Origin of the sequence: Brevundimonas sp. UBA7664 (assembly GCF_002483305.1) — a bacterium.
In the GTDB taxonomy this organism is placed as follows: Bacteria; Pseudomonadota; Alphaproteobacteria; order Caulobacterales; family Caulobacteraceae; genus Brevundimonas.
The window spans coordinates 132472-156428 of sequence record NZ_DLHQ01000045.1 but is presented as its reverse complement, the minus strand read 5'-3'; the positions used below and the strand labels follow the sequence as shown (position 1 = coordinate 156428).

Annotated in this window: 27 protein-coding genes; 11 read left to right on the top strand and 16 right to left on the bottom strand. The window is 69.5% G+C overall.

Annotation, left to right across the window (positions count from 1 at the left end; genetic code table 11):
• Window positions 1-85 precede the first annotated feature (85 nt).
• Both B2742_RS10970 and B2742_RS10965 read left to right on the top strand, forming a co-directional pair.
• Window positions 86-685, top strand: a complete 600-nt coding sequence (locus tag B2742_RS10970) for a response regulator (RefSeq protein ID WP_292066170.1) — start codon at window positions 86-88, stop codon at window positions 683-685.
• Window positions 682-1155: a chemotaxis protein CheE gene (locus B2742_RS10965; protein ID WP_292066168.1), complete on the top strand. Its 474-nt coding sequence runs from the start codon at window positions 682-684 to the stop codon at window positions 1153-1155. Before B2742_RS10970 ends, B2742_RS10965 begins: the two co-directional genes overlap by 4 nt.
• Here the strand turns inward: B2742_RS10965 and B2742_RS10960 are convergent.
• On the bottom strand, window positions 1143-3029 hold the full coding sequence (locus B2742_RS10960) for an ABCB family ABC transporter ATP-binding protein/permease (protein WP_292066199.1): 1887 nt from the start codon (window positions 3027-3029) through the stop codon (window positions 1143-1145). The genes B2742_RS10965 and B2742_RS10960 overlap by 13 nt on opposite strands.
• Window positions 3030-3161: 132 nt before the next feature.
• On the opposite strand from B2742_RS10960, the gene radA reads away from it, so the two are divergent.
• From radA to B2742_RS10930, 6 genes are read left to right on the top strand one after another with little or no spacing between them, the layout of a single operon-like run.
• Window positions 3162-4532 carry a DNA repair protein RadA gene (radA, locus tag B2742_RS10955; RefSeq protein WP_292066165.1) on the top strand — a complete coding sequence of 457 codons (1371 nt, stop codon included), beginning with the start codon at window positions 3162-3164 and terminating at the stop codon, window positions 4530-4532.
• Window positions 4533-4560: 28 nt separating this feature from the next.
• Window positions 4561-5157: a CvpA family protein gene (locus B2742_RS10950; RefSeq protein ID WP_292066164.1), complete on the top strand. Its 597-nt coding sequence runs from the start codon at window positions 4561-4563 to the stop codon at window positions 5155-5157.
• 27 nt (window positions 5158-5184) lie between these two features.
• Window positions 5185-6699, top strand: a complete 1515-nt coding sequence (gene purF, locus B2742_RS10945; protein WP_292066162.1) for an amidophosphoribosyltransferase — start codon at window positions 5185-5187, stop codon at window positions 6697-6699.
• Window positions 6700-6728: 29 nt separating this feature from the next.
• Window positions 6729-7073 (top strand): VOC family protein, encoded by a 345-nt coding sequence (locus tag B2742_RS10940; RefSeq protein ID WP_292066160.1) that lies wholly within the window; start codon window positions 6729-6731, stop codon window positions 7071-7073.
• A gap of 36 nt (window positions 7074-7109) precedes the next feature.
• Window positions 7110-7862: an SDR family NAD(P)-dependent oxidoreductase gene (locus tag B2742_RS10935; protein ID WP_292066158.1), complete on the top strand. Its 753-nt coding sequence runs from the start codon at window positions 7110-7112 to the stop codon at window positions 7860-7862.
• Between the two features lie 2 nt (window positions 7863-7864).
• Window positions 7865-8260: a hypothetical protein gene (locus tag B2742_RS10930; protein WP_292066156.1), complete on the top strand. Its 396-nt coding sequence runs from the start codon at window positions 7865-7867 to the stop codon at window positions 8258-8260.
• Window positions 8261-8324: 64 nt separating this feature from the next.
• Here the strand turns inward: B2742_RS10930 and B2742_RS10925 are convergent, their stop codons facing one another.
• The 8 genes from B2742_RS10925 to B2742_RS10890 form a co-directional block, all read right to left on the bottom strand.
• The gene (locus B2742_RS10925) at window positions 8325-8687 is read right to left on the bottom strand and encodes a hypothetical protein (RefSeq protein ID WP_292066154.1); all 363 of its coding nucleotides are present in this window, start codon (window positions 8685-8687) and stop codon (window positions 8325-8327) included.
• A gap of 60 nt (window positions 8688-8747) precedes the next feature.
• The gene (der, locus tag B2742_RS10920; protein ID WP_292066152.1) at window positions 8748-10370 is read right to left on the bottom strand and encodes a ribosome biogenesis GTPase Der; all 1623 of its coding nucleotides are present in this window, start codon (window positions 10368-10370) and stop codon (window positions 8748-8750) included.
• 33 nt (window positions 10371-10403) lie between these two features.
• Window positions 10404-11825, bottom strand: a complete 1422-nt coding sequence (locus B2742_RS10915; protein WP_292066150.1) for a PQQ-like beta-propeller repeat protein — start codon at window positions 11823-11825, stop codon at window positions 10404-10406.
• A 23-nt stretch (window positions 11826-11848) separates the two neighbouring features.
• Complete coding sequence (locus tag B2742_RS10910) at window positions 11849-12634, bottom strand: tetratricopeptide repeat protein (RefSeq protein WP_292066148.1); 786 nt, start codon at window positions 12632-12634, stop codon at window positions 11849-11851.
• A gap of 91 nt (window positions 12635-12725) precedes the next feature.
• The gene (gene panB, locus B2742_RS10905) at window positions 12726-13562 is read right to left on the bottom strand and encodes a 3-methyl-2-oxobutanoate hydroxymethyltransferase (protein ID WP_292066145.1); all 837 of its coding nucleotides are present in this window, start codon (window positions 13560-13562) and stop codon (window positions 12726-12728) included.
• 78 nt (window positions 13563-13640) lie between these two features.
• Complete coding sequence (locus tag B2742_RS10900) at window positions 13641-14054, bottom strand: hypothetical protein (RefSeq protein ID WP_292066143.1); 414 nt, start codon at window positions 14052-14054, stop codon at window positions 13641-13643.
• Window positions 14044-14604, bottom strand: a complete 561-nt coding sequence (locus B2742_RS10895; RefSeq protein ID WP_292066142.1) for an RNA polymerase sigma factor — start codon at window positions 14602-14604, stop codon at window positions 14044-14046. Before B2742_RS10895 ends, B2742_RS10900 begins: the two co-directional genes overlap by 11 nt.
• A 26-nt stretch (window positions 14605-14630) precedes the next feature.
• A complete protein-coding gene (locus B2742_RS10890; RefSeq protein WP_292066141.1) occupies window positions 14631-15047 on the bottom strand; it encodes a DUF6249 domain-containing protein in 417 nt (138 codons plus the stop codon).
• A 153-nt stretch (window positions 15048-15200) separates the two neighbouring features.
• Here B2742_RS10890 and B2742_RS10885 point away from each other — a divergent pair, with 153 nt between their 5' ends.
• The gene (locus tag B2742_RS10885; RefSeq protein WP_292066139.1) at window positions 15201-16010 is read left to right on the top strand and encodes an endonuclease/exonuclease/phosphatase family protein; all 810 of its coding nucleotides are present in this window, start codon (window positions 15201-15203) and stop codon (window positions 16008-16010) included.
• Here B2742_RS10885 and B2742_RS10880 read toward each other — a convergent pair.
• The 3 genes from B2742_RS10880 to B2742_RS10870 are packed head-to-tail and all read right to left on the bottom strand — an operon-like array spanning window position 15997 to window position 17293.
• Window positions 15997-16320, bottom strand: a complete 324-nt coding sequence (locus B2742_RS10880; RefSeq protein ID WP_292066137.1) for a hypothetical protein — start codon at window positions 16318-16320, stop codon at window positions 15997-15999. The genes B2742_RS10885 and B2742_RS10880 overlap by 14 nt on opposite strands.
• On the bottom strand, window positions 16310-16849 hold the full coding sequence (locus tag B2742_RS10875) for an RNA polymerase sigma factor (protein ID WP_292066135.1): 540 nt from the start codon (window positions 16847-16849) through the stop codon (window positions 16310-16312). Before B2742_RS10875 ends, B2742_RS10880 begins: the two co-directional genes overlap by 11 nt.
• A gap of 21 nt (window positions 16850-16870) precedes the next feature.
• The gene (locus tag B2742_RS10870; RefSeq protein WP_292066134.1) at window positions 16871-17293 is read right to left on the bottom strand and encodes a hypothetical protein; all 423 of its coding nucleotides are present in this window, start codon (window positions 17291-17293) and stop codon (window positions 16871-16873) included.
• Between the two features lie 188 nt (window positions 17294-17481).
• Here B2742_RS10870 and B2742_RS10865 point away from each other — a divergent pair, with 188 nt between their 5' ends.
• Window positions 17482-17721, top strand: a complete 240-nt coding sequence (locus B2742_RS10865; protein WP_292066133.1) for a hypothetical protein — start codon at window positions 17482-17484, stop codon at window positions 17719-17721.
• Here B2742_RS10865 and B2742_RS10860 read toward each other — a convergent pair.
• Window positions 17718-18065 (bottom strand): arsenate reductase, encoded by a 348-nt coding sequence (locus B2742_RS10860; protein WP_292066129.1) that lies wholly within the window; start codon window positions 18063-18065, stop codon window positions 17718-17720. The two genes, B2742_RS10865 and B2742_RS10860, sit on opposite strands and share 4 nt — an antisense overlap.
• Window positions 18066-18167: 102 nt before the next feature.
• Here B2742_RS10860 and B2742_RS10855 point away from each other — a divergent pair, with 102 nt between their 5' ends.
• The gene (locus B2742_RS10855) at window positions 18168-18311 is read left to right on the top strand and encodes a VOC family protein (RefSeq protein ID WP_292066127.1); all 144 of its coding nucleotides are present in this window, start codon (window positions 18168-18170) and stop codon (window positions 18309-18311) included.
• 335 nt (window positions 18312-18646) lie between these two features.
• On the opposite strand, the gene B2742_RS10850 is transcribed toward B2742_RS10855, so the two are convergent.
• The 3 genes from B2742_RS10850 to B2742_RS10840 all read right to left on the bottom strand — a co-directional run bounded on the left by B2742_RS10850 (window position 18647) and on the right by B2742_RS10840 (window position 23890).
• A complete protein-coding gene (locus tag B2742_RS10850; protein WP_292066123.1) occupies window positions 18647-20050 on the bottom strand; it encodes a dicarboxylate/amino acid:cation symporter in 1404 nt (467 codons plus the stop codon).
• Window positions 20051-20129: 79 nt separating this feature from the next.
• Window positions 20130-23585: a transcription-repair coupling factor gene (gene mfd / locus B2742_RS10845; RefSeq protein WP_292066120.1), complete on the bottom strand. Its 3456-nt coding sequence runs from the start codon at window positions 23583-23585 to the stop codon at window positions 20130-20132.
• On the bottom strand, window positions 23585-23890 hold the full coding sequence (locus B2742_RS10840; protein WP_292066117.1) for a succinate dehydrogenase assembly factor 2: 306 nt from the start codon (window positions 23888-23890) through the stop codon (window positions 23585-23587). Before B2742_RS10840 ends, mfd begins: the two co-directional genes overlap by 1 nt.
• Window positions 23891-23957: the final 67 nt, after the last annotated feature.

Genomic DNA, 23957 nt, shown 5'->3' with positions numbered 1-23957 from the left:
GGGCGACCCGGCCTCGGCTGCGCGTTAACGACTCCGCCACCGGAAACTGCGAGCTATATGGGATGTGCGCGTCCCGGTCCCCGACATGGCGAGAATTCCGGTGGTGAGCGGCCTCGGCGAGGCGCTCCGCGACAGCGCAGTCATTAATCTGACCTCCGCGTCCACCATGGTGGTCGACGATTCGCCGTTCGCCCTCGAGCTGACCACCCAGGCCCTGGCGGGGTTCGGCATCCGTCCGCGCCACGTCTGCCTGGGCGCCGCCGAGGCGATGGAAATTCTGAAGGATCAGAACATCGACCTGCTGGTGGTCGACTGCGACATGCCCGGGACCGACGGCTACGAGCTGGTCCGCTGGCTGCGCCGATCCGGGCTGGATCCCAACGCCTTCGTGCCCGTGATCATGACCGCGGCGCACATCCGGCGCTCCCGCGTGGCCGAGGCCCGGGACTGCGGCGCCAATTTCGTGGTCACCAAGCCGTTCAGCGCCACCACCCTGCTTGAGCGAATCGTGTGGGTGTCGCGGGACGACCGGCCGTTCCTCGAGATCGGCGACTATTTCGGACCGGATCGTCGGTTCCGGAAGAAGGGAACGGCCCCGGGCGAAGAGCGCCGCGCCGACCTGATCCGGAAACTGGAATTCGAAAGCCGCAAGGCGTCCGCAGCGGTGGAGGGAGAGGCCGTTTGACCGTCATCACCCACCCCCGCCGCAAGTCGAACCTGGCCCGGATGATCGACTCGGCCGGCGGGGTCAGCGTCGGCGTCGCCCTGGCCCAGGCCCGGGCCAATATCGAGGCCCTGCGGGCCCGGGCCCTGACGGTCGTCGACGCCCAGATCACCGCCCTCGAGGCCCTGCCCGCGCCGACCGGCCCCGAAGACGCGCCGGCGCGGCTCGACGAGGCCTATCGGGCCGCGACCGCCCTGATCGACGCCGCGGGGCCGTTCGAACTGTTGGACCTGTGCCGGGGCGCCGCCGGACTGTGCGATCTCATCGGCGCGGTCGACCCGGGCGAACCGTTCGACTGGCGCATCGTCACCGTCCACGCCCGCTCGCTACGGCTGTTGCAGAAGCTGCCGCCCGAAGCGGCGGCCGAACGCGAGCGCATCCTGGAAAGCCTCCGCGAGGTTATCGAGAGAAAGCTGCCTCAGGTCGGCTGACGGTCGGTCCGCGCGCCCCGCGTCTGCTTGCGCCACAGGGCGGCGTATTCTCCGCCCAGATGCGCCACCAGCTCATGGTGGGCGCCGCGCTCGACGATGCGCCCGGCCTTGAGCACCAGAATCTGGTCGGCGTCGGCGATGGTCGACAGCCGGTGGGCGACCACCAGGGTGGTGCGGCCGGCCCGCGCCTTCCGCAGCGTTTTCTGGATGGCGGCCTCGGTGCGGCTGTCCAGCGCGCTGGTCGCCTCGTCGAGGATCAGGATGCAGGGGTCGGCCAGCAGGGCGCGGGCGATGCCGACGCGCTGGCGCTCGCCGCCCGACAGTTTGAGTCCGCGCTCGCCGACGCGGGTCTCCATGCCCTCGGGCAGTTCCCGGATGAAACTGGCCAGTTCGGCCGCCTCGGCCGCCGCCCAGATGGCGGCCTCATCGGCGTCGGGCCGGGCGAAGCCGATGTTGGCGCGCAGGCTGTCATTGAACAGGGCCACGTCCTGCGGCACCAGGGCGACGGCGGCCCGAAGCGAAGCTTTGGTCACCTGGCGCGCATCCAGTCCGTCGATCAGCACCCGCCCCTCCTGCGGGTCCAGCAACCGCAGGGCCAGTTTGACGATGGTCGACTTGCCCGAACCGGACGGTCCCACCAGCGCCGTGGTCGTGCCCGGCGCCGCGGTGAAGCTGACGTCCTCCAGCCCGTTGGCCCGGGAGTCGTGGCGGAAGCCGACCTGTTCGAAGGCCAGGGCCGCGCCGCGGGCGTCCGCGGGACGGGGCAGCGGAACCGCGCCGGGTGCGTCGGCGACCTGGGGCGTCTGGCGCGTCACCTTCAGCATCTCCTCCATGTCGATGAAGGACTGGCGGATTTCCCGGTAGGCGAAGCCGAGGATGTTCAGGGGGGCATAGAGGGAGATCATGATCAGCACCGCCGCCATGACGTCGCCGGGGCCCATCCGGCCCGCCGCCGCCTCGAACCCGGCCATGACCGCCATCACGGCCAGGCCGACGTTCATCACCACGGCCTGGATGATGTTCAGCAGGGCCAGGGAGCTGTTGGCCTTCAAGGCGGCGCGGGTGTAGTCGCCCAGCGCCCGGTCGTACGCGCCCGCCGCCCGGGCCTCGGCCCCGAAGGATTTGACCGTCTCATAGTTCAGCAGGGCGTCGACCGAGACGCCCGCGGCCTCGGTGTCGGCGGCGTTCATCTCGCGCCGGTGCTCCAGCCGCCAGTTGGCCAGGGCGAAGGTCGAGGCGGCGTAGACGGCGACCACGGCCACCGCCACGGCCCCGAACCGCCAGTCATAGCGCCCCGCCAGGACGCCCGCCGCCAGCACCAACTCGACGCCGGTCGGGATCAGGTTGAAGGCCAGGATGCGCAGCAGGAAATCGACCGCCCGCGAGCCCCGGTCCATGGTGCGCGACAGCGATCCCGACCGCTTAGTCTGGTGGAAGTCCAGCGACAGGCTGAGCGCATGGGCGAAGGTCTCTGTGGCGGCCCGCCGTTGGGCGGCCGAGCGCACCGGGGCGAAGACCACGTCCGACGCATTGGGCGCGATGGCCGACAGCAGCCGCACGAAGGCCCAGCCCACGGCGAAACCGGCGAAGCCCATGCCGACCGCGACCGCCGCGCCCTGCCCGGCCGCCAGATGGTTGACCGCCGCGCCGAGGACCAGCGGACCCAGCACGCCCAGTCCCTTGCCGCCCAGGGTCATGCCGATGGCGGCGATCAGGCGCAGGCGCAGTTGGGGTGCGTTGGAGCGGCCGACCAGCCGGATCAGATCGCCCAGGGCCCGCCAGGCCGGCGGTCCATCGGCGACCGGCGCCGGCGCCCCGGCCTGGGCCGCCTTTGCGACCGAATCGCCCCGCCGTCCCGCCCGCTCGCCTCGCATCGCCATGCGCGCAGATATGGACCGCGCCGCCGGATGCGCAAAGGGACAGCTTGGTATTGCCCACGTCATTTTCGGTCGCAGGTCCGCGATCGCCCCCTGCCCCGCCGCGCCCGACTCCTGTAAGCCGATCCCATGGCTCGTGACGGCGCAATATATGTCTGCCAGGCCTGCGGGGCCGTCCATGGCAAATGGTCGGGCCAGTGCGGGGCCTGCAACCAGTGGAACTCCATCGTCGAGGAGAGCCGCTCGGCGCCGCCCGGCGCGATGAAGCCCGCGACCGGGGCCGCGGCGCGGGGCCGGGGCGTGCAGTTCGAGACCCTGCAGTCCGACACGCCCGAACCGCCCCGCATCATCACCGGCGTGACCGAATTCGACCGGGTCTGCGGCGGCGGTGTGGTGCCCGGCTCGGCCATATTGCTCAGCGGCGATCCCGGCGTCGGCAAATCGACCCTGCTGCTCGACGTGGCCGGCCGCGCGGCCCTGTCGGGGCGGCGCGTGGCCTATATCTCGGGCGAGGAGGCGATCGAGCAGATCCGGTCGCGGGCGAAACGCATGGGGCTGGAGAAGGCCCCGGTGGAGCTGGCCTCGGCCACGGCCCTGCGCGACATCCTCGGCACGCTGAAGCGCGAGCGGTTCGACATCGTCATCGTCGACTCCATCCAGACCCTGTGGTCCGACGCTCATGAAGCCGGTCCTGGCTCGGTCACCCAGGTCCGCGCCTGCGCCGGAGAGATGGTGCGGCTGGCCAAGTCGCAGGGCGTCGCCGTCATCCTGGTCGGCCACGTCACCAAGGACGGACAGGTCGCCGGACCGCGCGTGGTCGAGCATATGGTCGACGCCGTGCTGAGCTTCGAGGGCGAGCGCGGCTATCCCTTCCGCATCCTGCGCGCCGCCAAGAACCGGTTCGGCGCCACCGACGAGATCGGGGTGTTCGAGATGGGCGACGCCGGCCTGCGCGAGGTGGCCAATCCCTCGGCCCTGTTCCTCGGCGAAGGCAAGGATCGCGCGCCCGGCGCCGCGGTGTTCGCCGGCATCGAGGGATCGCGACCGGTGCTGGTCGAGATGCAGGCCCTGGTGTCGAAATCCGCCTATGGCACGCCCCGGCGGGCGGTGGTCGGCTGGGACACCGGCCGGCTGGCCATGGTCCTGGCGGTGCTGGAGGCGCGCTGCGGCTTCGGCTTCGGGGATCAGGACGTCTATCTGAACGTGGCCGGCGGCCTGCGCATCAATGAACCGGCGGCCGATCTGGCGGCGGCGGCGGCGCTGATCAGTTCGGCGACCGATGTGCCCCTGCCGCAAGGCTGCGTGGTGTTCGGCGAGATCAGCCTGTCGGGCGAGGTCAGGGCCGTCGGCCGGGCCGAGGCGCGGCTCCGCGAGGCTCAGAAACTGGGCTTCGACCGGGCGCTGGCCCCGCCGCTGACCGTTAAGCACAAGGGCGTCGGCGTGACCTCGGTGACGCGCCTGACCGAAGCGGTCGAACGAATCTCGCAAAACCGCTATTGAGGTCGCGCAGGCATCAGTTCGGACGCGCATGACCGGTTTCGACGTAATCGCCATTCTGGTCATCCTCGCCTCCGCCGCGGCCGGCTGGGTGCGCGGGGGCACGCGCGAGATCATCACCCTGCTGAGCTTCGTGCTGGCGGCCTTCATCGCCCTGGTCGCCCTGCCGCTGACCGCGCCCCTCGGGCGGGCGATGGTCGATCCGGACTGGGCCGGCACGATCGCCGCCGCCATCGTCTCCTTCCTGCTGGTCTATTTCGGCATCCGCATCTTCGGCTCGGTCCTGTCGAAGCGGGCCCAGGCGCATCCGCACCTCGGCGGCGTCGACCGTTTCCTAGGCGTCTTCGTCGGCGCGGCGCGATCGCTCGTCCTGCTGGGGGCCATTCACCTGGTCATCGTCGCCGCCATGCCGGGCGAGCGGACGCCGCGCTGGCTCAGCGAGGCCGCCCTGCGGCCGGTCACGGCGGGCGCGGCGCGAGTGATCCAGATCGTCCTGCCCGGCATCGGCCGCGGCGCCGACGCCCTGGCGCCGGTCGTGACTTCGTCCGTGAACGAGGGCTTTTCCGGTGAAGAAGCCTTGCCCTCGCCCCAAACAAACAATACTCCGCCCGCGTCCGCCGCCGACTAGCGTTCCCCGCATCATCGGAGCCCCACGATGAGCAGTCCCGTGCATTCCATCGCTGACCCGGTTGTCCACCGGGCGCATCACCGCGACGCCGACGACGACCGGCCGCGGCTGGAGTGCGGCGTCTGCGGCGTCTGGGGGGCGGACAAGAACGCCGCCTCGGCCATCGTCGCCCTGGGCCTGCACGCCCTGCAGCATCGCGGCCAGGAGGCGTGCGGCATCGCCAGCGTCAACGATACCCGCTTCCACACCGAGCGCCACATGGGCCTGGTCGGCGAGGCGTTCGGCGGGACGGACCTGCCGGAACGCCTGCCCGGCTCGGCGGCGGTCGGCCACACCCGCTATTCCACCGCCGGCGGCAGCTTCCTGCGCAACATCCAGCCGATGTTCGCGGATCTGGACCAGGGCGGCATCGCCGTCGCCCACAACGGCAACCTGACCAATCACCTCTACCTGCGGAACCAGCTGGTCGGCGAAGGCGCCATCTTCCAGTCGACCTCGGACTCCGAAGTCATCCTTCACCTCATCGCCCGCAGCCGGAAGGCCAAGATCGTCGACCGCTTCATCGACGCCATCGGCCGGATCGAGGGCGGCTACGCCCTGGTCTGCGCCACCCGCTCCAAGCTGATCGGCGCGCGCGACCCGCTGGGCATCCGCCCGCTGGTGCTGGGCAAGCTGGGCGAGGCCTGGGTGCTGGCGTCCGAGACCTGCGCCCTCGACACCATCGGCGCGACTTTCGAGCGCGACGTCGAGCACGGCGAGGTCATCGTCATCGACCACGAAGGCCTGAAGTCGCTCAAGCCCTTCCCGACCCGGGGGGCGCGTCCCTGCCTGTTCGAATACGTCTATTTCGCCCGCCCGGACAGCGTGGTGAATGGCCGCTCGGTCTATGGGGTGCGCAAGCGGATGGGCATGAAGCTGGCCCGCGAGCATGCGGTCGAGGCCGATGTCGTGGTGCCCGTGCCGGACTCCGGCGTGCCCGCGGCCCTCGGTTACGCCCAGGAAAGCGGCATTCCCTATGAGATGGGGATCATCCGCAGCCACTATCTGGGCCGCACCTTCATCCAGCCCAACCAGGGCGCCCGCCAGAAGGGCGTGCGCATGAAGCACAGCCCCAACCGCTCGGTGCTTGAGGGCAAGCGCGTCGTGCTGATCGACGATTCCATCGTGCGCGGCACCACCTCGGTGAAGCTGGTGCGGGCCGTGCGCGCCGCGGGCGCGACCGAGGTGCATCTGCGCTCCGCCTCGCCGCCCATTCTGTGGCCGGACTTCTATGGCATCGACATGCCGGAACGGGACCAGCTGATCGCCGCCAATCATACGCTGGAAGAGATGCGGGCCCACCTCGAGGTCGATTCCCTCGGCTTCCTCTCGGTCGAAGGCCTGTACGACGCCATGGAAGCGGGACCCCGCGACCCGCGCAATCCGCAGTTCACGGACCACTATTTCACCGGCGAATACCCGACCCGTCTGCTGGATCGAGAAATCGAGGAAGGCGGGCGCGAGGTCGCCGCGCGGCAACTTTCGCTGCTGGTCAGCGCTTAAGCGCCATATCGTTCGGAACAGGACGCGCCATGATCCAGCTCGGCTATTTCACCATGGACACCGAGAACGTCGAAAAGGCGCGGGCCTTCTATTCCGCCCTGTTCGGCTGGACCTTCGACGAAGCCGAATCGCATCCGAACTACGCCCATGTGGCGGGCGGACAGCCATCCTTCGGCTTCACCAAGGTGGAGCGGGCCAGGGGCAATCCCCATCTGTATTTCCGCGTCGACGACGTCGATCGGCTGTGCGCCCGGGTCATCGAACTGGGGGGCAAGGCGGCCGTGCCGGCCGAGACTCCGTCCGGCATCACGGCCGTGGTCGCCGACGACCAGGGCGTCAGCTTCAGCCTGTGGCAACCCGCACCCGGCTTCTGACTTCCGCCGGGTCGCCCGGCGGGCTATCAGGCCGCCATGACCGACCTCCCCCTGAAAGACCGTATCGCCCTCGTCGTCGGAGCCTCGCGCGGCATCGGCTATGAGAGCGCCCTCGCCCTGGCGAAGGCCGGCGCGCACGTCATCGCCACGGCGCGCACGGTCGGCGGGCTGGAAGAGCTGGACGACGCCATCTTCGCCGCCACCGGCAAGCACGCGACCCTGATCCCGTTCGACCTGGTCGACGGCGGGGCGATCGACCGGCTGGGCGGGGCGATCTACGAACGGTTCGGCCGGCTGGACGTCTGGGTGCAGGCGGCGGCGACCATGGGGGCCTCGGGCCTGACCCCGGTCAGCCACGCCGACCCCCGCGTCTGGGCCAAGGTCGAAAAGACCAATTTCACCGCCGTCTATCGCCTGATCCGGTCGCTGGAGCCGCTGCTCAAGGCGTCCGACGCCGGACGCGCCGTCTATCTGACTACTAGCGTCGCCGCCGCGCCCAAGGCCTTCTGGGGCGCCTATGCCGCGACCAAGGCCGGCGCCGAGGCCCTGGTCAAATGCTGGGCCGACGAGATTGAATCCACCCCGGTGCGGGTGGCCATCCTCGATCCCGGCCGGATGCGCACTGCGATGCGGGCCCAGGCGTATCCGGGCGAGGACCCCGAGGAGGTGATCCATCCGTCGGCGATCGGCCCGCTGATGGTCGAGCTGGCGCGCGGGGATCTTGAGCCGCCGCTGGAGGTCAGCTTCAAGGCCTGGTCAGCGGGACCGGGCGTGGCGGCGCTGATCTGACGATGCGCCGGGCGCTCGCAGCAGCGGCGGCCTATTTCGCCATTGTCTTCGCCCTGGCCTTCCTTCTGGGGGTGGCCCGCACCCTCTTCGTCGCGCCCCGGGTCGGCGAACTCGTCGCCGTGCTGATCGAGGCGCCGATCGTCCTCCTGATCAGCTGGCGCGCCGCCGGCTGGAGCATCCGGCGGTTTTCGGTCACGGCGCGGGCGTCGGACCGGGCCACGATGGGGCTCGCCGCCTTCCTGCTCCTGATGACCGTCGAGACAACGATGTCGCTTGTCCTGTTCGACCGCCCGCTGGCGCAACAGTTCGCGGCCTGGGCCACGGCCGCCGGCGCGATTGGCCTGCTCGCCCAGGCGGCTTATGGCCTCATACCGCTTCTGGCCGTGCGCCGCCGCTGAACGGGCGGTGCTGGCCGCAGGCGCACGGCGGTCCGCGCAGCCTGCCCGGCGAGTATCCGCAGGCTCAGCCGTTGATGAGGGAGGTCGGCGCCACCACCGCCTGCTCGCACTCCGAATAGGCGATGACCCCGCGCGTGAAGGTCTGCAGCTTCTGCAGATAGCTGTTCACCTGGGCGACATAGACGGTGAAGGCCTGCTGATATTCGCGGTTGGCGGCTTCAAAAGCGTTCAGCACGCGGTTGTTGCAGGTGTGGGTGCCGCGGGCCTCATTGACGCACGAGGGGATGGCTGGCCGTTCCGGTTTGGTGGGTCGCTCAACCGCCGGCGCCTCCGGGATCGGGCAGGCCGGAACGACGGCGACGGCGTCCTGGGCCGATGCTGACCCGACAAACAACAAGCCAGCAACAAGCGCGACGGCCAACTTCATCTCTGTATCTCCCCGAGGTCGTCGCACTGTGCCACTGCGCCGACCCCAGTCAACTGGAAGTTACTTCTTCGGCAGATGCTTCTGCCCGGTCCGCACGCGCCCCGACCGCGACACCTGCCGCGCCCCGCCCCGTGCGCCCTTCTGGACCGCCACGGACGAGCCGGCCTTCTTGTTGGCGCTGGCCTTCAGCCCCGCCAACGGCTTGAGCTTGGTCTTGCCAGCCTTCTTCTGCTCCAGCGCCTTGCCGGGCAGGTTGGACAGCATCTCGGCGCGCTCGGCCTTCTTGATGACCTTGCGCGGCGCGGTCTTGGCGTCGCCCTTGTAGCGTTCGGGCCCCGATTTGGAGCCGCCCGGCGCATAGGGGTTCTCGCTGCCCGACTTGACGATCAGCCGGATCGGCGTGCCCGGCAGGTCGAAGCTCTCGCGCAGATTGTTGACCAGATAGCGTTTGTACTGCTCCGGCATGGACTCGGCGCGGCTGGCCATCAGCACGAAGGTCGGCGGCCGGGCCTTGGTCTGGGCCATGTATTTCGGCTTGATCCGCTTGCCGTCGACGGCGGGGGGCGGATGCCTCTGGGTGGCCATGGACAGCCAGGTGTTGAGGTCCTTGGTCTTGACCTTGACCGACCAGGTCGCATGGGCCTGCAGCACGGCGGGCATCAGCCGCTCGACGCCGCGGCCGCTGTGCGACGAGAGCGCCACGAAGGGCGAGCCCTTCAGCTGGGGCAGCTTGTCCTCGGCCATCTGGGTCAGCTTGGCCAGCTTGGCCTGCGGGCTCTCCTCGAGGTCCCATTTGGCGGCGACATAGACCAGCGCCCGGCCCTCGCGCTCGACCAGATCGGCCAGCTGCAGGTCCTGGGTGTCGAAGGCGTCGTCCTTGTCCATGACCAGCACCACCACCTCGGCGAAGGTGATGGCGCGGATGGTGTCGGCGACCGACAGCTTCTCCAGCTTCTCCTGCACCCGGGCCTTGCGGCGCATGCCGGCGGTGTCGACCAGGCGGATGTTCTGGCCTTCGTATTCCCAGTCGACCGAGATGGAATCGCGGGTGATGCCGGCCTCGGGGCCGGTCAGCATGCGGTCCTCGCCGATCAGGCGGTTGATCAGGGTCGACTTGCCGGCGTTGGGACGGCCGATGATGGCGATGCGGATCGGCTTGTCGGGCTCGTCGACCTCCTCGATGAAGATGTCGGCGCTGGCGGCGACCACGGCGGCGTACAGGTCGGCCATGCCCTCGCCGTGCTCGGCCGAGATGGCGACCGGCTCGCCAAAGCCGAGGGAGTAGGCCTCGCCGATGCCCCCGCCGCTCTCGCGGCTCTCGGACTTGTTGGCCAGCAGGATGACGGGCTTGTGCTGTTTGCGCAGGCGGTCGGCGAAGATCTGGTCCAGCGAGGTGACACCCTCGCGGGCGTCCATCATGAACAGGATCAGGTCGCCGTCTTCCAGCGCCGCCTCGGTCTGCTCGCGCATCCGCGATTCGAGGCTGTCGTCGGTGACGTCCTCATAGCCGGCCGTGTCGATCAGGGTCAGGTCCATGTCGCCGATGTTGCCATCAGCGTACCGGCGGTCGCGGGTCACGCCCGGCCGGTCATCGACCAGCGCGAGCCGCTTGCCCACGAGCCGGTTGAACAGGGTCGACTTGCCCACATTGGGGCGGCCGACGATGGCGACTTTGAGAGCCATGTCGGCCTTCTAACGCAGTTCGGGGTGGAAACGTCAGCGAATGCTGACGAGGTCGCCATTATCGGTGAGCACGTACAGGGCGCCGTTGTAGGCCGCGGGGGCGATGTACACGGCGCCGCCGCCCAACTGGATCGAGGCGGTCTGGACGCCGGTCTTGGGATCGAAGGCCACCAGTTCGCCGTCCGAATTGGTCAGCACCAGCCGGTTCGAGGCCATCAGCGGACCCGACCAGTCCGGCCGCACGGTGCGGTCGAAATAGCCGAGGAAGCCGCCTTCCTGGCGGACGCGACCCTCGTTGAGATCGCGGGTCCAGTAGATCTGGCCGCTCTCGCGGTTGATGACGGTCAGTTCGCCTTCCTTGGAGACGACATAGACCACGTCGCCGACCGGAAGCGGCGCATTGACGCCGGCGATCGGCAGGGGCGCCCATTTGGGCTGGCCTGAACGCAGGTCCATGGCCGACAGCACGCCCGAATGGCTGACCGCATAGACGACGCCGCGGCTGATCACCGGACGGCCGGCGATATCGCGGATCTCGGACAGGGCGCTGGTGCGGCTGGTGCGCGACAGGACCTGCTGCCACAGCGACTGGCCGGTCGAGGCGCGCAAGGCCACCACTTCACCGGACGAGAAGGGGGCGATCACCGTGTCGCCGATCACCGCCGGGCTGGAGGCGCGCATCATGCGGGCCGGCTCGGGAATGCCGCGATAGGACCAGTCCTGCCGGCCGGTCGCGGTGTCGAAGGCCTGGATCTGGTTCTCGACATCGACCACGAAGACCCGGGTTCCCGAGACGGTCGGCGCGCCATGGATCGGCACATCGACCGGCGTGGTCCAGATCACCGCGCCGGAGGCCTGGTCGATGGCGGTCACGGTCCGGTAGCCGGACGAGACGAAGACCTTGCCGCCGCCCACCGCGACGCCGCCGCCGAAGCCGCCGCCGTCCGACCGGCCGCCGAGGCCGAGGAAACCGGTGCGGCGCGTATCCTCGGCCGGCTTGATGTCGGTCCGCCAGGCCTGGGCGCCGGTGCCGGCGTCGAGCGCCGAGACAGAGGCCTCGCCGTCCAGCACGAAGATCCGGCCGTTGTCGGCCACGACCGGGGCCATGACCTGCCGGGTCCGCGACGAGCCGGCGCCGATGCCGCGGCGCCAGGCGACGGCGAAGTTCGGCGCGGCGATCACATGCTCGACCGAATTCTCGGCATTGCCGCCCGGCTGGGTCCAGGCGATGGCCGCCTGCGGGCCGGGGATGAAGAAGTCGCGGCCGGACAGCGCGGCCGACGGCGCCAGCTGTTGTTCGAACTCCAGCACCGAAATGCGCTGGCCCGCGCTGGCGGTGGCCTGGGGCGCTTCGGCCCCGCCCAGACCGAACGGCATCATCCCGCGCACCGTGCCGCATGAGGCGAGGGTGACGGCGATACCGCTCATCAGGGCGACTTTAAGCACGCGATTCATGGGGAACGTCCTGAAAGCGGGGATCACGGGCGGGCCGGAGCGGCGGATGCAGCGGGCGGCGCAGCGCGAGCGGGCGGCGCGACGGGAATGGCGCCCTGGGCGCGCACGATCGCGGCCAGGTTGGACGGACCGGTCGCGGCGCCGGCCGGACCGGTCGCGGCGGCGGCGCCGGAATCAATCGCCGCGATCGCCACATCGGCGCGCTGGGTGACGATGTCGGGGGTGTCGAGACCGTTCTTGAGCAGCACCAGGGCTTCGCGGGCCTCGGCGATCTTGCCGTGCTGAAGCCAGGCCAAGGCCCGGGCTTCAAGGGCGAAGGCGCTGAACGGGCGGCCCTCCTTGACCAGGGGCTCCAGACGGGCCTCGATCTGTTCCAGGGTCTCGCTGTCCATGGCCAGATAGGCGGCCTTGAGCGCGGCGGTGTCGGCCAGCAGCGGATCGCGCGACACCTTGGCCGCCTCATCCAGAAGGGCGATCGCCTCGGCGACGTTATTTTCGGCGAGCGCCAGGCCGGCGCGCTGGTTCAGGGCCATGGCCTTGTACGCGCTGTTGCCCTCCCTGGCCGCCTGGATGAAGGCGGCTTCGGCGCCGGTGGCGTTGCCGGCCTCCAGCGATTCCAGACCGCGGTCATAGGCGATGGAGGCCTTGTCGGCCTTGGACGTCTGCCAGTTGTCCCAGCCCCAGAACGACAGGGCCGCGATCAGGGCGACCAGAAGCACGCCGCCGACAACCGGCAGCCAGGTGCGGGCCAGCCGCTTGTAGCGGTCGGAGCGAAGCTCCTCCTCGACCTGCTCGAAGACATCAACCACGGATAACTCGCCCCAAAGAACGGCTCTCAGGCCGCTGAATATCAATCCGGCCGGACCCTAGAGGGTCACATTCGCCGCCGCAACGCACGGCTTAGGGCGTGGCGGGCTTTTTCGAGAAGTAGGTCTCGACTTCGGCAGGAAAACGGCGGGCCTTCACGTCGGCGGCGTAGGCGGCCACGGCCCGGTCGATGTCGCCGCGCATATCGGCGTAGCGGCGGACGAATTTCGGGGTCCAGTCGAACAGACCCAGCATATCGGGCGTGACCAGGATCTGGCCGTCACAGGCGGACGACGCCCCGATGCCGATGGTGGGCTTGTCGATGGCGCGGGTGATTTCGGCCGCCAGCCCCTCGGCGACGCCTTCGATCACCACGGCGAAGGCCCCGGCGTCGGCGGTGGCCTCGGCCTCGCTCATGACCCGCAGCCGCTCCTCGTCGGTGCGGCCCTTGGCCTTGAAGGCCCCGTCGGTCAGCACGGCCTGGGGCCTCAGACCGACATGGCCCATGACCGGAATGCCGCGCTGGACCAGATAGGCCACGGTCTCGGCCACCGTCGGGCCGCTCTCGACCTTCACGCCCTGGGCGCCGGTCTCCTTCATCACGCGGGCGCAGTTGGCGTAGGCCTGCTCCTTGCCGCCCTCATAGCTGCCGAACGGCATGTCGATGACCACCATGGCCCGCTTCGAGCCGCGCATGACCGCCTGGCCGTGCAGGATCATCATCTCCAGCGTCACCCCGACGGTGTTGGGCATGCCGTGGACCACCATGCCGACGCTGTCGCCAACCAGCAGCAGGTCGCAGTGATCGTCCAGCAGGGCGGCCGTGGGGGCGTCATAGGCGGTCAGGCAGACGATCGGCTCGCCGCCCTTGCGCGCCCGGATGTCGGGCGCGGCGATGCGTTTGACCGCTTCCTGCTTCTGGCTGGACATGGGGAGGTCCTCCTGTTCGGACCCCTAGATAGTCGCGGGCGTGCGCCCCGTCATCCCTGGGGGCGACGGGGCGGGGCCTCAGATGTCCTGCGACAACCTCATCACCCCGGCGGCCGCGACGGCGATCAGGGCGCCGGCGGCGATCCAGAACATCTGCATCCCGCCCATGGAGCCCAGTTCCAGATTGGCCAGGCCCAGTTGGTCGAGGCCCGACTGGACCACGCCCTGGGTGCTGAGCGAGGCGCTGCGGATGCCCTGGCCCAGCGCATTGCCGGCCACGATCCCGTCGCTGGATCCGATGTTGACGCTCACCGTCTCGCGCACCGCCACGGCGCCGCCGATGACGCCGGCGAGGCCGAGGGCGAGGAAGCGGACGCGGGAGCCCTTCTGAAGCCGCTGTTCCACCTCGGCGTTGAACAGGACCGCGTCAGGCATCGGCGGGGTGCGCGCGAACAGACGCTCCACGAAGGGATCGAACTCGTCAGCCGACATGCTGCGTGCTCCCCAAGGGCTGTCCGGCCTGCGGCTGGAGCCGCGCGCGGAGTTTATCCAGACCACGTTTGACATGAGACTTCACCGTACCGAGTGGCAAATTGAGGGCGGTGGCGATCTCCGGATGCGCCATGCCGGCCCCGTGACAAAGGGAGACACAGAGTCGTTCGGGCTCGCTGAGCGCCTTGAGGGCTTCGTCGAGATCGACCAGGCCCGCATGATCCGGCGCGGGCGCGGCGTCTTCATTCCCGACTTCAGCGACATAGCGGGCTTCCTTGGCGACCCGCTTGATATAGAGGCGCGCGGCGATCCGCTTGACCCAGGCGGCGAAGGTGCCCTCGCCGCGGAACTCGGCGCACCGCTCGAACGCCTGGATGAAGGCGTCCTGGGCGATGTCGTCGGCGAGCGAGGGCTGGGCCCCCATCCGCCGCAGCAGGCCGCGCACCGCCGAGCTGTGGCGGCGCACCAGCTCTCCGAACTCCCGCCGTCCGCCCGCCGCCGCGAGGGCGGCGAGCTCGACGTCGTGCCGGTCGACCAGGGATTGGGTCATGATGGAGTCCCCCTGTCCGTCCGGCCTCAGTCCTTGTTCTTGTTGAAGAAGCTCAGGACCAGATAGGCCAGGCCGATGGTGAACGGGATGGCCGCGAAGCCCAGCAGGCCGCCGCTGATCATGGCGCCGTCGTCGTGATCCCAGCCGCTGTTGCCCCAGCTCAGTTCGTTGATGATGCCGAAGGCGGCGATGCCGACGCCGCTCGCGATCCAGATGATGCCGCGGCGGATGTCGCGGGTCCGCGAGGGCTGGTTCTTGACGACGTCCTTGGTCAGGGCGTCGAGGACTTCGGGCGGCAGCGGCTGGCCCTTGTCGATGGCGCGGCGGACGGTCTCCTGGGTCTCGCGGCGATCGCGGGATTTCAGATAGGTCGGGCCGAAAAAGATGGCGGTGATGGTGCCGAACATCGACAGAATGGCCACCAGCGGGATGAAGTCTTCCATTGGGTTGTTCCCTCTCGTTCAAACCGGAGCGTGATGCTTCGGCCTTCTGACGACAAGAGGCATCCGCGGGGCCGTACGGATGCGGACCGGCAGGTGAAACTTTCGTAAGGCGGGGGAAACCCGGTAAAGGGGCCGCGAACGCGAGGAGCCGCCATGATCGACCGCCGCCTCCTGCTGGCCGGACTGGCCGCCGCGCCGACGGCCGCCTGCGCCACCGTCCCTGGCAGCCGCGGCGTCCGCGACCTGACACTGGTCAGCTTCAACATCTGGCACAACCAGGGCGACTGGGCCGCGCGCCTGCCCCTGCTGGTCGCCGCCCTCCGCGCCGGGGACCCCGACGTCATCGGCCTGCAGGAGGTTCTGGCGGACGCCGCTGTCGGCCTGCCCAACCAGGCGCAGACGATCGCCGACGCCCTGCGCGGCTATTCGGTCCATTTCGTCTCGACCGATCCGGAGGGCGCCCCGCGCCGCTACGGCAACGCCCTGCTCAGCCGTCTGCCGGTCGCCGGGGTTGATTCCCGCAAGCTCCAGCCTCTGGACGACTACCGCACCGCCATCCGGGTCCGGGTGTCGCTGGGCGGGCGGGCGGTGGACGTCGTCAACACCCACCTGGCCTGGCAGGAGGACGCCGCCGCCGTCCGCGCGCGCCAGATCGCCGACCTGGTCTCCATGCTGCCGCTGGACGGCACGCCCCTGATCGTCATGGGCGATTTCAACGCTGTGCAGGCGGACGCGGGCCTCGCCGCCCTGACCGGACCGCGCTTCTTCAGCGCCCTGCCCCGTGGAGCCGCCGAAACCACCCTGAATCCGGCCAGAGGCCACCCGCATCGGGTCATCGACCACATCTTCGCCGAGACCGCGCATTTCGCGCCGGTTCGGGCCGCGGTGATCGGCTCCGCGCCGATCGACGGCGAATATCCGTCAGACCATTTCGGCGTGGCGGCGACCGTCAGCCTGCGCTGAACGGACCCCGGATGCCGCCGTTGAAGCGGCGCGACAGCCACAGGGCCGCGACGGCGGTGACCGCCGCCCCGGCCAGCATGGCGGCGGCGGGCTGGAGCGCGGCGCCCAGACTGTCGCTCATCGGTCCGACCACCGGGATCAGGGCCCACAGCACGGCGATGGCGGCCACGACCCACGGCACGAGCGCGGCCACGGTCATCCACGCCCGGCGCAGGGCGATCGCCTGCGCCATCCGCGCCTGGAACAGATAGTCCCGCGCCGGCGGAGCCTCGGCGGCGAACAGGGCGGCCAGTTTCTGTTCAGGCGTCATCCGGACCTCCCAGCGCCTTGAGCAAACTCGCCCGTCCCCGCGCAACATGCGACTTCACGGTGCCAAGGGGCAAGCCCAGGGCCATGGACGCCTCGCCGTGCGACCAGCCGTCGGCCAGGCACAGGGCCACGCAGGCGCGGACGTCGGGCGGCAGTTCGGCCATGGCCGCCGTCACGGACATCCGGTCCTCGGGCGACACGCCGGGCGGGGTCTCGACCGTCTCCAGCCAGATGTTGTCGCGCGCGGCGCCGCGACGCGCGGAGCGGATGCGGTCCTGGGCCTTGCGCCAGGCGATGCCGCACAACCAGGCGCGGACGCCGGCGGCGTCCCTGAGCGAGCGCAGCGCGCCCCAAGCCGCGACGAAGGCGTCCTGGGCCACATCGTCCGCCTCGGCCCAGCCGCCGCCCAGCATCCGCCGCAGAAAGCCGCGCACGGCCGCCTGGTGCCGCTCGATCAGCCGCGAAAAGGCCGCGTCCGAGCCGGCGAGCGCGCGCGCCACCAGCTCAGCGTCGGTCTGAGGTCCCCCCATGGCGCCCGGTCCCGGCCGGCATCAGTCCCGCGGACCGCGCCCGCCGCTGCGCAGGGCCGAGACCAGCGAGGCCAGACACAGGGCGCCCAGCACGAAGCTGACGATCAGGAAGGCCTCCTGCGCGCCGTAGATGTCGGCATAGCTGGCGTAGGCGAAACCGGCGGCCATGACCCCGAACAACACGACCGAGAACCACGAACCGTCACCGGGCCGGCCCGAGCGCCCGCTGTTGTCCGAGCGCCACATCTCGGTGTCCGCGTCGATCGGACGATCGAGCACCTTGAGCAGGGCGGCGGGCGGCTCCTGACCCTTTTCGGCATAGGCCTGGATCAGCTTCAGCGTATCCTTCTGCCGGCGGTAGTTGAGGAAGCTGGAAAAGCCCGAAGATATGAACCAGGCCAGCGGGAACAGCAGCCACCAATAGGAACGGAACAGGTCTTCCATCGTCGTCACCCCTCGTCGCGCCGGGCCTGTCGCCCGCGCCTTCATAGGGTAGTCGCCGCCGGCCCCGCCAGTGGATGCGCCGGATGCGGAGATTTCGCCCGCCCTGGCGCCCAGCCCGTTGCAACGGCCCGCCCCGTCCCGCGTTCGCTTACCGAGACCCCTTCCCAGCCGCAGCCGGAGCCCGCCCCATGGTCCAGATCACCTATCGCATCGTCGAGCATGACGGCGGCTGGGCCTACCAGCTGGCCGGCACCTACTCCGAGACCTACCCTGACCATGACGCAGCCCGCGCAGCCGCGATCGCCGTTTCGCGCGAGCAGAAGGTGCCCGACGAGAACACGCTGATCGAATATGCCGACGCGTCTGGAAACTGGATCACCGAACGCGCCGACGGCCACGACCGGCCCGAGGTCGACGTCGAAGGCTAGGTCACGATCGCCGCGTAACGCTCCGGCTTGAAGCCGACGAGCGTCCGGTCGCCGAGGTCCAGCACGGGCCGTTTGATCATCGACGGCTGGGCCAGCATGAGGGCGACGGCCTTCCCTGCGTCCAGACCGGTCTTGTCGGCGTCCGGCAACGCCCGGAAGGTCGTGCCGGCGCGATTCAGCACCGTCTCCCACCCATGCTCGGCCACCCAGCCCTCCAGCCGCGGCCGGTCGATCCCGGCCTTCTTGTAGTCCTGGAAATCGAAGGCCACGCCGTGCTGGTCCAGCCAGACGCGCGCCTTCTTGACGGTGTCGCAGTTGGGGATGCCGTAGAGGGTCAGGGTCATGCGGCCTGTTTGCCGAGCCGGCCGCGGAACCGCAAGCGGTGCCCGTGTTTGCATTTAACCTGATAGTTTACTGTAGCCCTCGGGTCAGCAAAGGATCGCGCCATGACCGACCTGCCGCCCCGTCAAAAAATCATGCCCTGCCTGTGGTTCGACAAACAGGCGGAGGAGGCCGTCGAGTTCTGCGTCTCGGTGCTGCCGGATCGCGCATCGACGCCAACGTCCGCCAGCGCGTCGTCGCCGCCATGATGGAGATGAAGCGGCTCAACATAGCCGAACTGGAACGGGCGGCGGCGGGATAGCGCCTTCCGCGCCCTTCCTCCCGACCTGAGCAGGTTCATCACGAAGGACACGAAGGAGGCACGAAGGACGCCAAGGGACCTGTGCGGCTGACAGCGCCGATCTTCCGGCCAATGCCGTCAGAAGGGAATGCGGCGTACGCCGCGAACCAATTGCGGAAGACGCCACCGCCCCAACCGCGTCTCCGGTCTCTTCGTGGCCTTCGTGCCTCCTTCGTGTCCTTTGTGATGAACCTTACGGCCCCGGACGCAACGGCTCGCTTGCGGGGCCAACTGGACGAAAGGTCAATCGTCGTCGGCCTCCCGACTGCCGACGGCCACCGGCGTCGGCCCGCCCGCCAGCGCCCGATCCAGCGCCTCGCGATCCAGCCCCTTCTCCCATCGGGCCACCACGATCGTGGCCACGGCGTTGCCGATGAAATTGGTCAGGGCCCGGCACTCGCTCATGAACCGGTCGACGCCGAGGATCAGGGCCATGCCCGCCACCGGCACGCTCGGCACCACCGCCAGCGTCGCCGCCAGGGTGATGAACCCCGCCCCGGTGACCCCCGCCGCACCCTTGGAGCTCAGCATCGCCACGGCCAGCAGCAGCAGCTGGTCGCCCAGCGACAGCTCGACGCCACAGGCCTGGGCGATGAACAGGGCCGCCAGCGTCATATAGATGTTGGTGCCGTCCAGATTGAACGAATAGCCCGTCGGCACGACCAGCCCGACCACCGACTTGTCGCAACCGGCCCGGCCCATCTTCTCGATCAGACTGGGCAGGGCCGCCTCGGACGACGAGGTCCCAAGAACCAGCAGCAGCTCCTCCTTCAGGTAACGGATCAGCTTGAAGATCGAGAAGCCGTTGACCCTTGCCACGGCGCCCAGCACGACGACCACGAAGAAGGCCGAGGTCAGGTAGAAGGTGGCCACCAGGGCGGCGAGGTTGATCACCGACTCGATCCCGTACCGGCCGATGGTGAAGGCGAAGGCCCCGAACGCCCCGATCGGCGCCGCCTTCATCAATATGGCGACCAGTTTGAAGAAGGCCTCCGACACGCTCTCCAGCACCGCCATCACCGGCTGGGCCCGCTCGCCGATGATCGCCAGCGAGATGCCGAACAGGATGGCGAAGAACAGCACCTGCAGGATTTCGCCGCCGGCGAAGGCGCCGACCACGGTCTCGGGAATGATGTTCATCAGGAAGGCGACGATGTCGGTGTCGTGCGCCTTGGCGACATAGGTCTCGACCGCCGCCGGATCGAGCGTCGCCGGATCGACGTTCATGCCCGCGCCGGGCTTCACCACATTGGCCACGACCAGGCCGACGATCAGCGCCAGGGTCGAGAAGGTCAGGAAATAGGCGAAGGCCTTGCCCACCACCTTGCCCAGCTTGCCGAGGTCGCGCAGGTGCGCGATCCCCGTCGCCACGGTCAGGAAGATCACAGGGGCGATGATCATCTTCACCAGCCGGATGAAGGCGTCGCCCAGCGGCTTCAGGCTCTCCCCGAAGACCGGCCAGAAATGCCCGATCAGGGCGCCCAGGCTGATGGCGACCAGCACCTGGAAATACAGATGGGTCCAGATCGGCTTGCGGACCGGCGGCGGCAGAGGCGCACCATCCGGAACGGCGACCCCCGGTGCGGCCTTCTTCACGGCCGGGGCGCGTTTGCGAACCCCTGTGGATGTCGTGGGCTTGCGCGCCATGGCCGTCCCTCCCCGTCGCCGCCCGCTGGCCGCGACTCGCGGGCGTCAGCCTAGGGCGAGCGACGTCCGGTTCACAGCCTCAGCCCGCCCCCGCCACCCGCGCCAGATCGGCGGTGATCCGCTCGGCCACCTTGAGCCGCTCCGCCGCCGTGTCCCACTCGCCCTTGACCACGATCTTCTGGTCCGGCCGGATCTTCCAGAAGGCGTGGTTCTTCTGGATCAGCCCGACCAGCCCCATCGGATTGGGGAAGGCGTTGTTGCGCAGCGTCAGCACGGCGCCCTTGGGCCCGATGTCGATGCGTTCGATACAGGCGGTCTTGCAGTTGGCCTTGATGCCGACGATGCGCAGCAGCTGTTTGGCCTCGTCCGGCAGCGGGCCGAACCGGTCGATCAGCTCGGCGGCCAGCGCCTCGCGCGTCTCGCTGTTTTCAGCGTCGGACAGACGCCGATAAAGGCTCAGGCGCACGTTCAGATCGGGCACATACTCCTCGGGGATCAGCACCGCCGCCCCGACATTGATCGCCGGCGACCAGCCGCGGTCGACGACCCCGCCGCCCTCGCCCGCCTGGCGCAACTCGGCCACCGCGTCCTCCAGCATCTGCTGGTACAGCTCGACCCCGACCTCGCGGATATGGCCCGACTGTTCGTCGCCCAGCAGATTGCCGCCGCCGCGCTGGTCCAGATCGTGGCTGGCCAGCTGGAAGCCGGCGCCGAGGTTGTCCAGCGACTGCAGCACCTGCAGCCGCCGCTCGGACGACAGGCTCATCGGCTTGTTCGGCGGCGTGGTCAGATAGGCGAAGGCCCGCGCCTTGGCCCGGCCGATCCGGCCGCGGATCTGGTGCAACTGGGCCAGGCCGAACATGTCGGCCTTGTGCACGATCAGGGTGTTGGCCGTCGGCACGTCCAGCCCGCTCTCGACGATGGTCGTCGACAGCAGCAGGTCGTAGCTGCCGTCGTAGAAGGCGCTCATCACGTCTTCCAGCTGGGTCGGCGACATCTGGCCGTGGCCAACGACGAATTTGATCTCCGGCACCTTCTCGCGAAGGAACTGCTCGATGTCCGGCAGGTCGCTCAGGCGCGGCACCACATAATAGGCCTGACCGCCGCGGTACTTCTCGCGCAGCAGGGCTTCGCGCACCAGCACCGGGTCCCACGGCGTGACATAGGTCCGCACCGCCAGACGGTCGACCGGCGGGGTGGCGATGATCGACATCTCGCGGATGCCCGACAGCGCCATCTGCAGCGTCCGGGGGATCGGCGTGGCGGTCAGGGTCAGCAGGTGGACGTCGGCGCGGAGGCCCTTCAGCTTCTCCTTGTGCTTGACGCCGAAATGTTGCTCTTCGTCAACGATAACAAGGCCCAAATCCTTAAACCCGACCTGATCGCTGAGCACCGCATGGGTGCCGACCACGATCTCGAACGAGCCGTCCTTCAGCCCCGCCCGCGTCTCGGCCGCGTCCCTGGCGGTCACCATCCGGGACAGGTGGCGGACCTTGACCGGCCAGCCGGCGAACCGCTCGCTGAAGGTCTTGAAATGCTGTCGCGCCAGCAGGGTCGTCGGGCAGACGATGGCCACCTGCTGCCCGGTCATGGCCACCACGAAGGCGGCCCGCAGCGCCACTTCCGTCTTGCCGAAGCCGACGTCGCCGCAGATCAGCCGATCCATCGGCGTACCCTTGCCGAGGTCCTCCAGCACATCGCCGATGGCGTTCAGCTGGTCGTCGGTCTCCTCGTAGGGGAAGCGGGCGCAGAACTCGTCGAACAGGCCGTGCGGCGGGGTGATCGGGTCGGACGACCGCAGCGACCGCTTGGCGGCCAGGGCGATCAGCCCCTCGGCCATGTCCCGCAGACGGGCCTTGGCCTTGGCCTTGCGCGCCTGCCAGCCCGCGCCGCCCAGCCGGTCCAGCTGGGCACCGTCGGACTCCGAGCCGTAGCGGGTCAGCAGGTCGATGTTCTCGACCGGCAGATACAGTTTGCTGTCGCCGGCGTAGAGCAGCTCCAGACAGTCATGCGGGGCCTGCTGGATCTCCAGCGTCTTCAGCCCTTCATAGCGGCCGATGCCATGGTCGAGGTGGACCACCAGATCGCCGGTCGTCAGGGCCGAGGCCTCGGCGAGGAAGTTCGACGCCCGCCGCTTCTTCTTCGGCCGCGCCAGCCGGTCGCCCAGCATGTCGGTCTCGGAGATGACGGCGATGGCGTCGGTCTCGAACCCGTGCTCGACCGGCAGGACGCCGCGCAGATAGATATCCTTCGGCGCCGCCTGGACATCGGCCCAGTTGCGCACCGCCACGACGTGCTCCAGCCCGTGGTCCGCCAGCATGGCCGCCAGACGCTCGGACGAGCCCTCCGTCCAGGAGGCGAACAGAACCCGCTTGCCGGCCGCCTTCAGGGCCTGGGCATGCCGCGCTACCGCCTCGAACAGGTTGACGCTGTCCTGCGCCCGTTCGGCCGAGAAGCTGCGGCCCAGCCGCCCGCCGGCGTCCTCGCCGGGGCCGTGGAAGGGCGACAACCGCCGCACCCAGCGACCCGCCAGGGCATTGTTCCAATCGCTCTCGCCCAGGTACAGCCGCTCGGGTGGCAGGGCGCGATAGGCGGCCCCGCCCTTGCCCATGGAGGCGTCGCGACGGGCCTCATAGGCGTCCCGGGTCAGGGTCCAGCGCTCGCCCCGCGCCGCCTCGACCTGGTTGTCGAGGAAGACCCGCGCGTCGTCGGGCAGATAGTCGAACAGGGTCTCGAGCCGGTCGTAGAGCAGTGGCAGCCAGTGCTCCATGCCCTGCCGCCGCGCGCCCTCGCTGATAGCGGCGTACAGCGGATCGTCGCCCGCCGCCCCGAACAGGCCGAGATAGCCGGTGCGGAAACGGGAGATGCTGTCGGGGTCGAGCAGGGCCTCGGACACCGGCGCCAGATGCACTTCGCGCCGCTGGCCGGTCGACCGCTGCGTCGCCGGGTCGAACGTCCGGATCGACTCCAGCTCCGAGCCGAACATGTCCAGCCGCACCGGCTCCTCGAAGCCCGGCGGATAGACGTCGATGACCCCGCCGCGCACGGCGAACTCGCCCTTCTCCGACACCGTCGAGGCCCGCATATAGCCGTTGGCCGCGAAATACCGCTCCAGCGCCGCGGTCTCGAGATCGAGCCCGACCGTGGTCTGGAAACCGGCCCCGCTGGTCACCTCGCGCGGCGGCGTCCGCTGCATGGCGGCGCTGACCGTGGTCACCAGCAGCATCGGCTTGCGGTCGCCCGGCGCGCGCTGCGCCAGCCGGGTCAGGGCCGCCATCCGCTCGGCCGACACCGACGAGGTCGGGCTCAGCCGGTCATAGGGCAGGCAGTCCCAGGCCGGGAACTCGACGATCTCGATCCCGTCGGCGAAGAAGCCGAACGCCTGCACGAACTCGCCCATCCGGGCATAGTCGCGGGCCACGAAAACGCCGACGCCGCCGTCGGCCTTCAGCCGCTCGGCCACGACCAGGGCGTCCAGCCCCTCGGGCGCGCCGCCCAGCTCCTGATCGCCGCGTTTGGGGAGCGCGCCGTCCATCAGCCGGCCCCCTCGGCCACGGCCGCGGCGACATGGTCGCGCATGAAGGTCCGGACCTTGATCATGACGGGCGTGTCGTGCACCGCCGGCGTGGGCTCCGTCCCGGTGATCCAGGCGTAGATCCGGTGATCGTCGTCTTCGGCCAGCAGGGCTTCAAGCGAATCCAGTTCGCTCTCGTCCAGCGAGGGCCCGACCTGGTCGACAAAGGGGCCCAGTACCAGGTCGGCCTCGCGGAACCCGCGCCGCCATGCCCGGAAGGTGATCCGGCCGAGTCGTTGCTTCAGACGTGCGTCAATATCGGCCACAAGGTTCCTTGCCCGGTCGGTCAGGTTCAATCGCGCAGCGGAGATAGCGTTCCAGACGCGCTTTCGC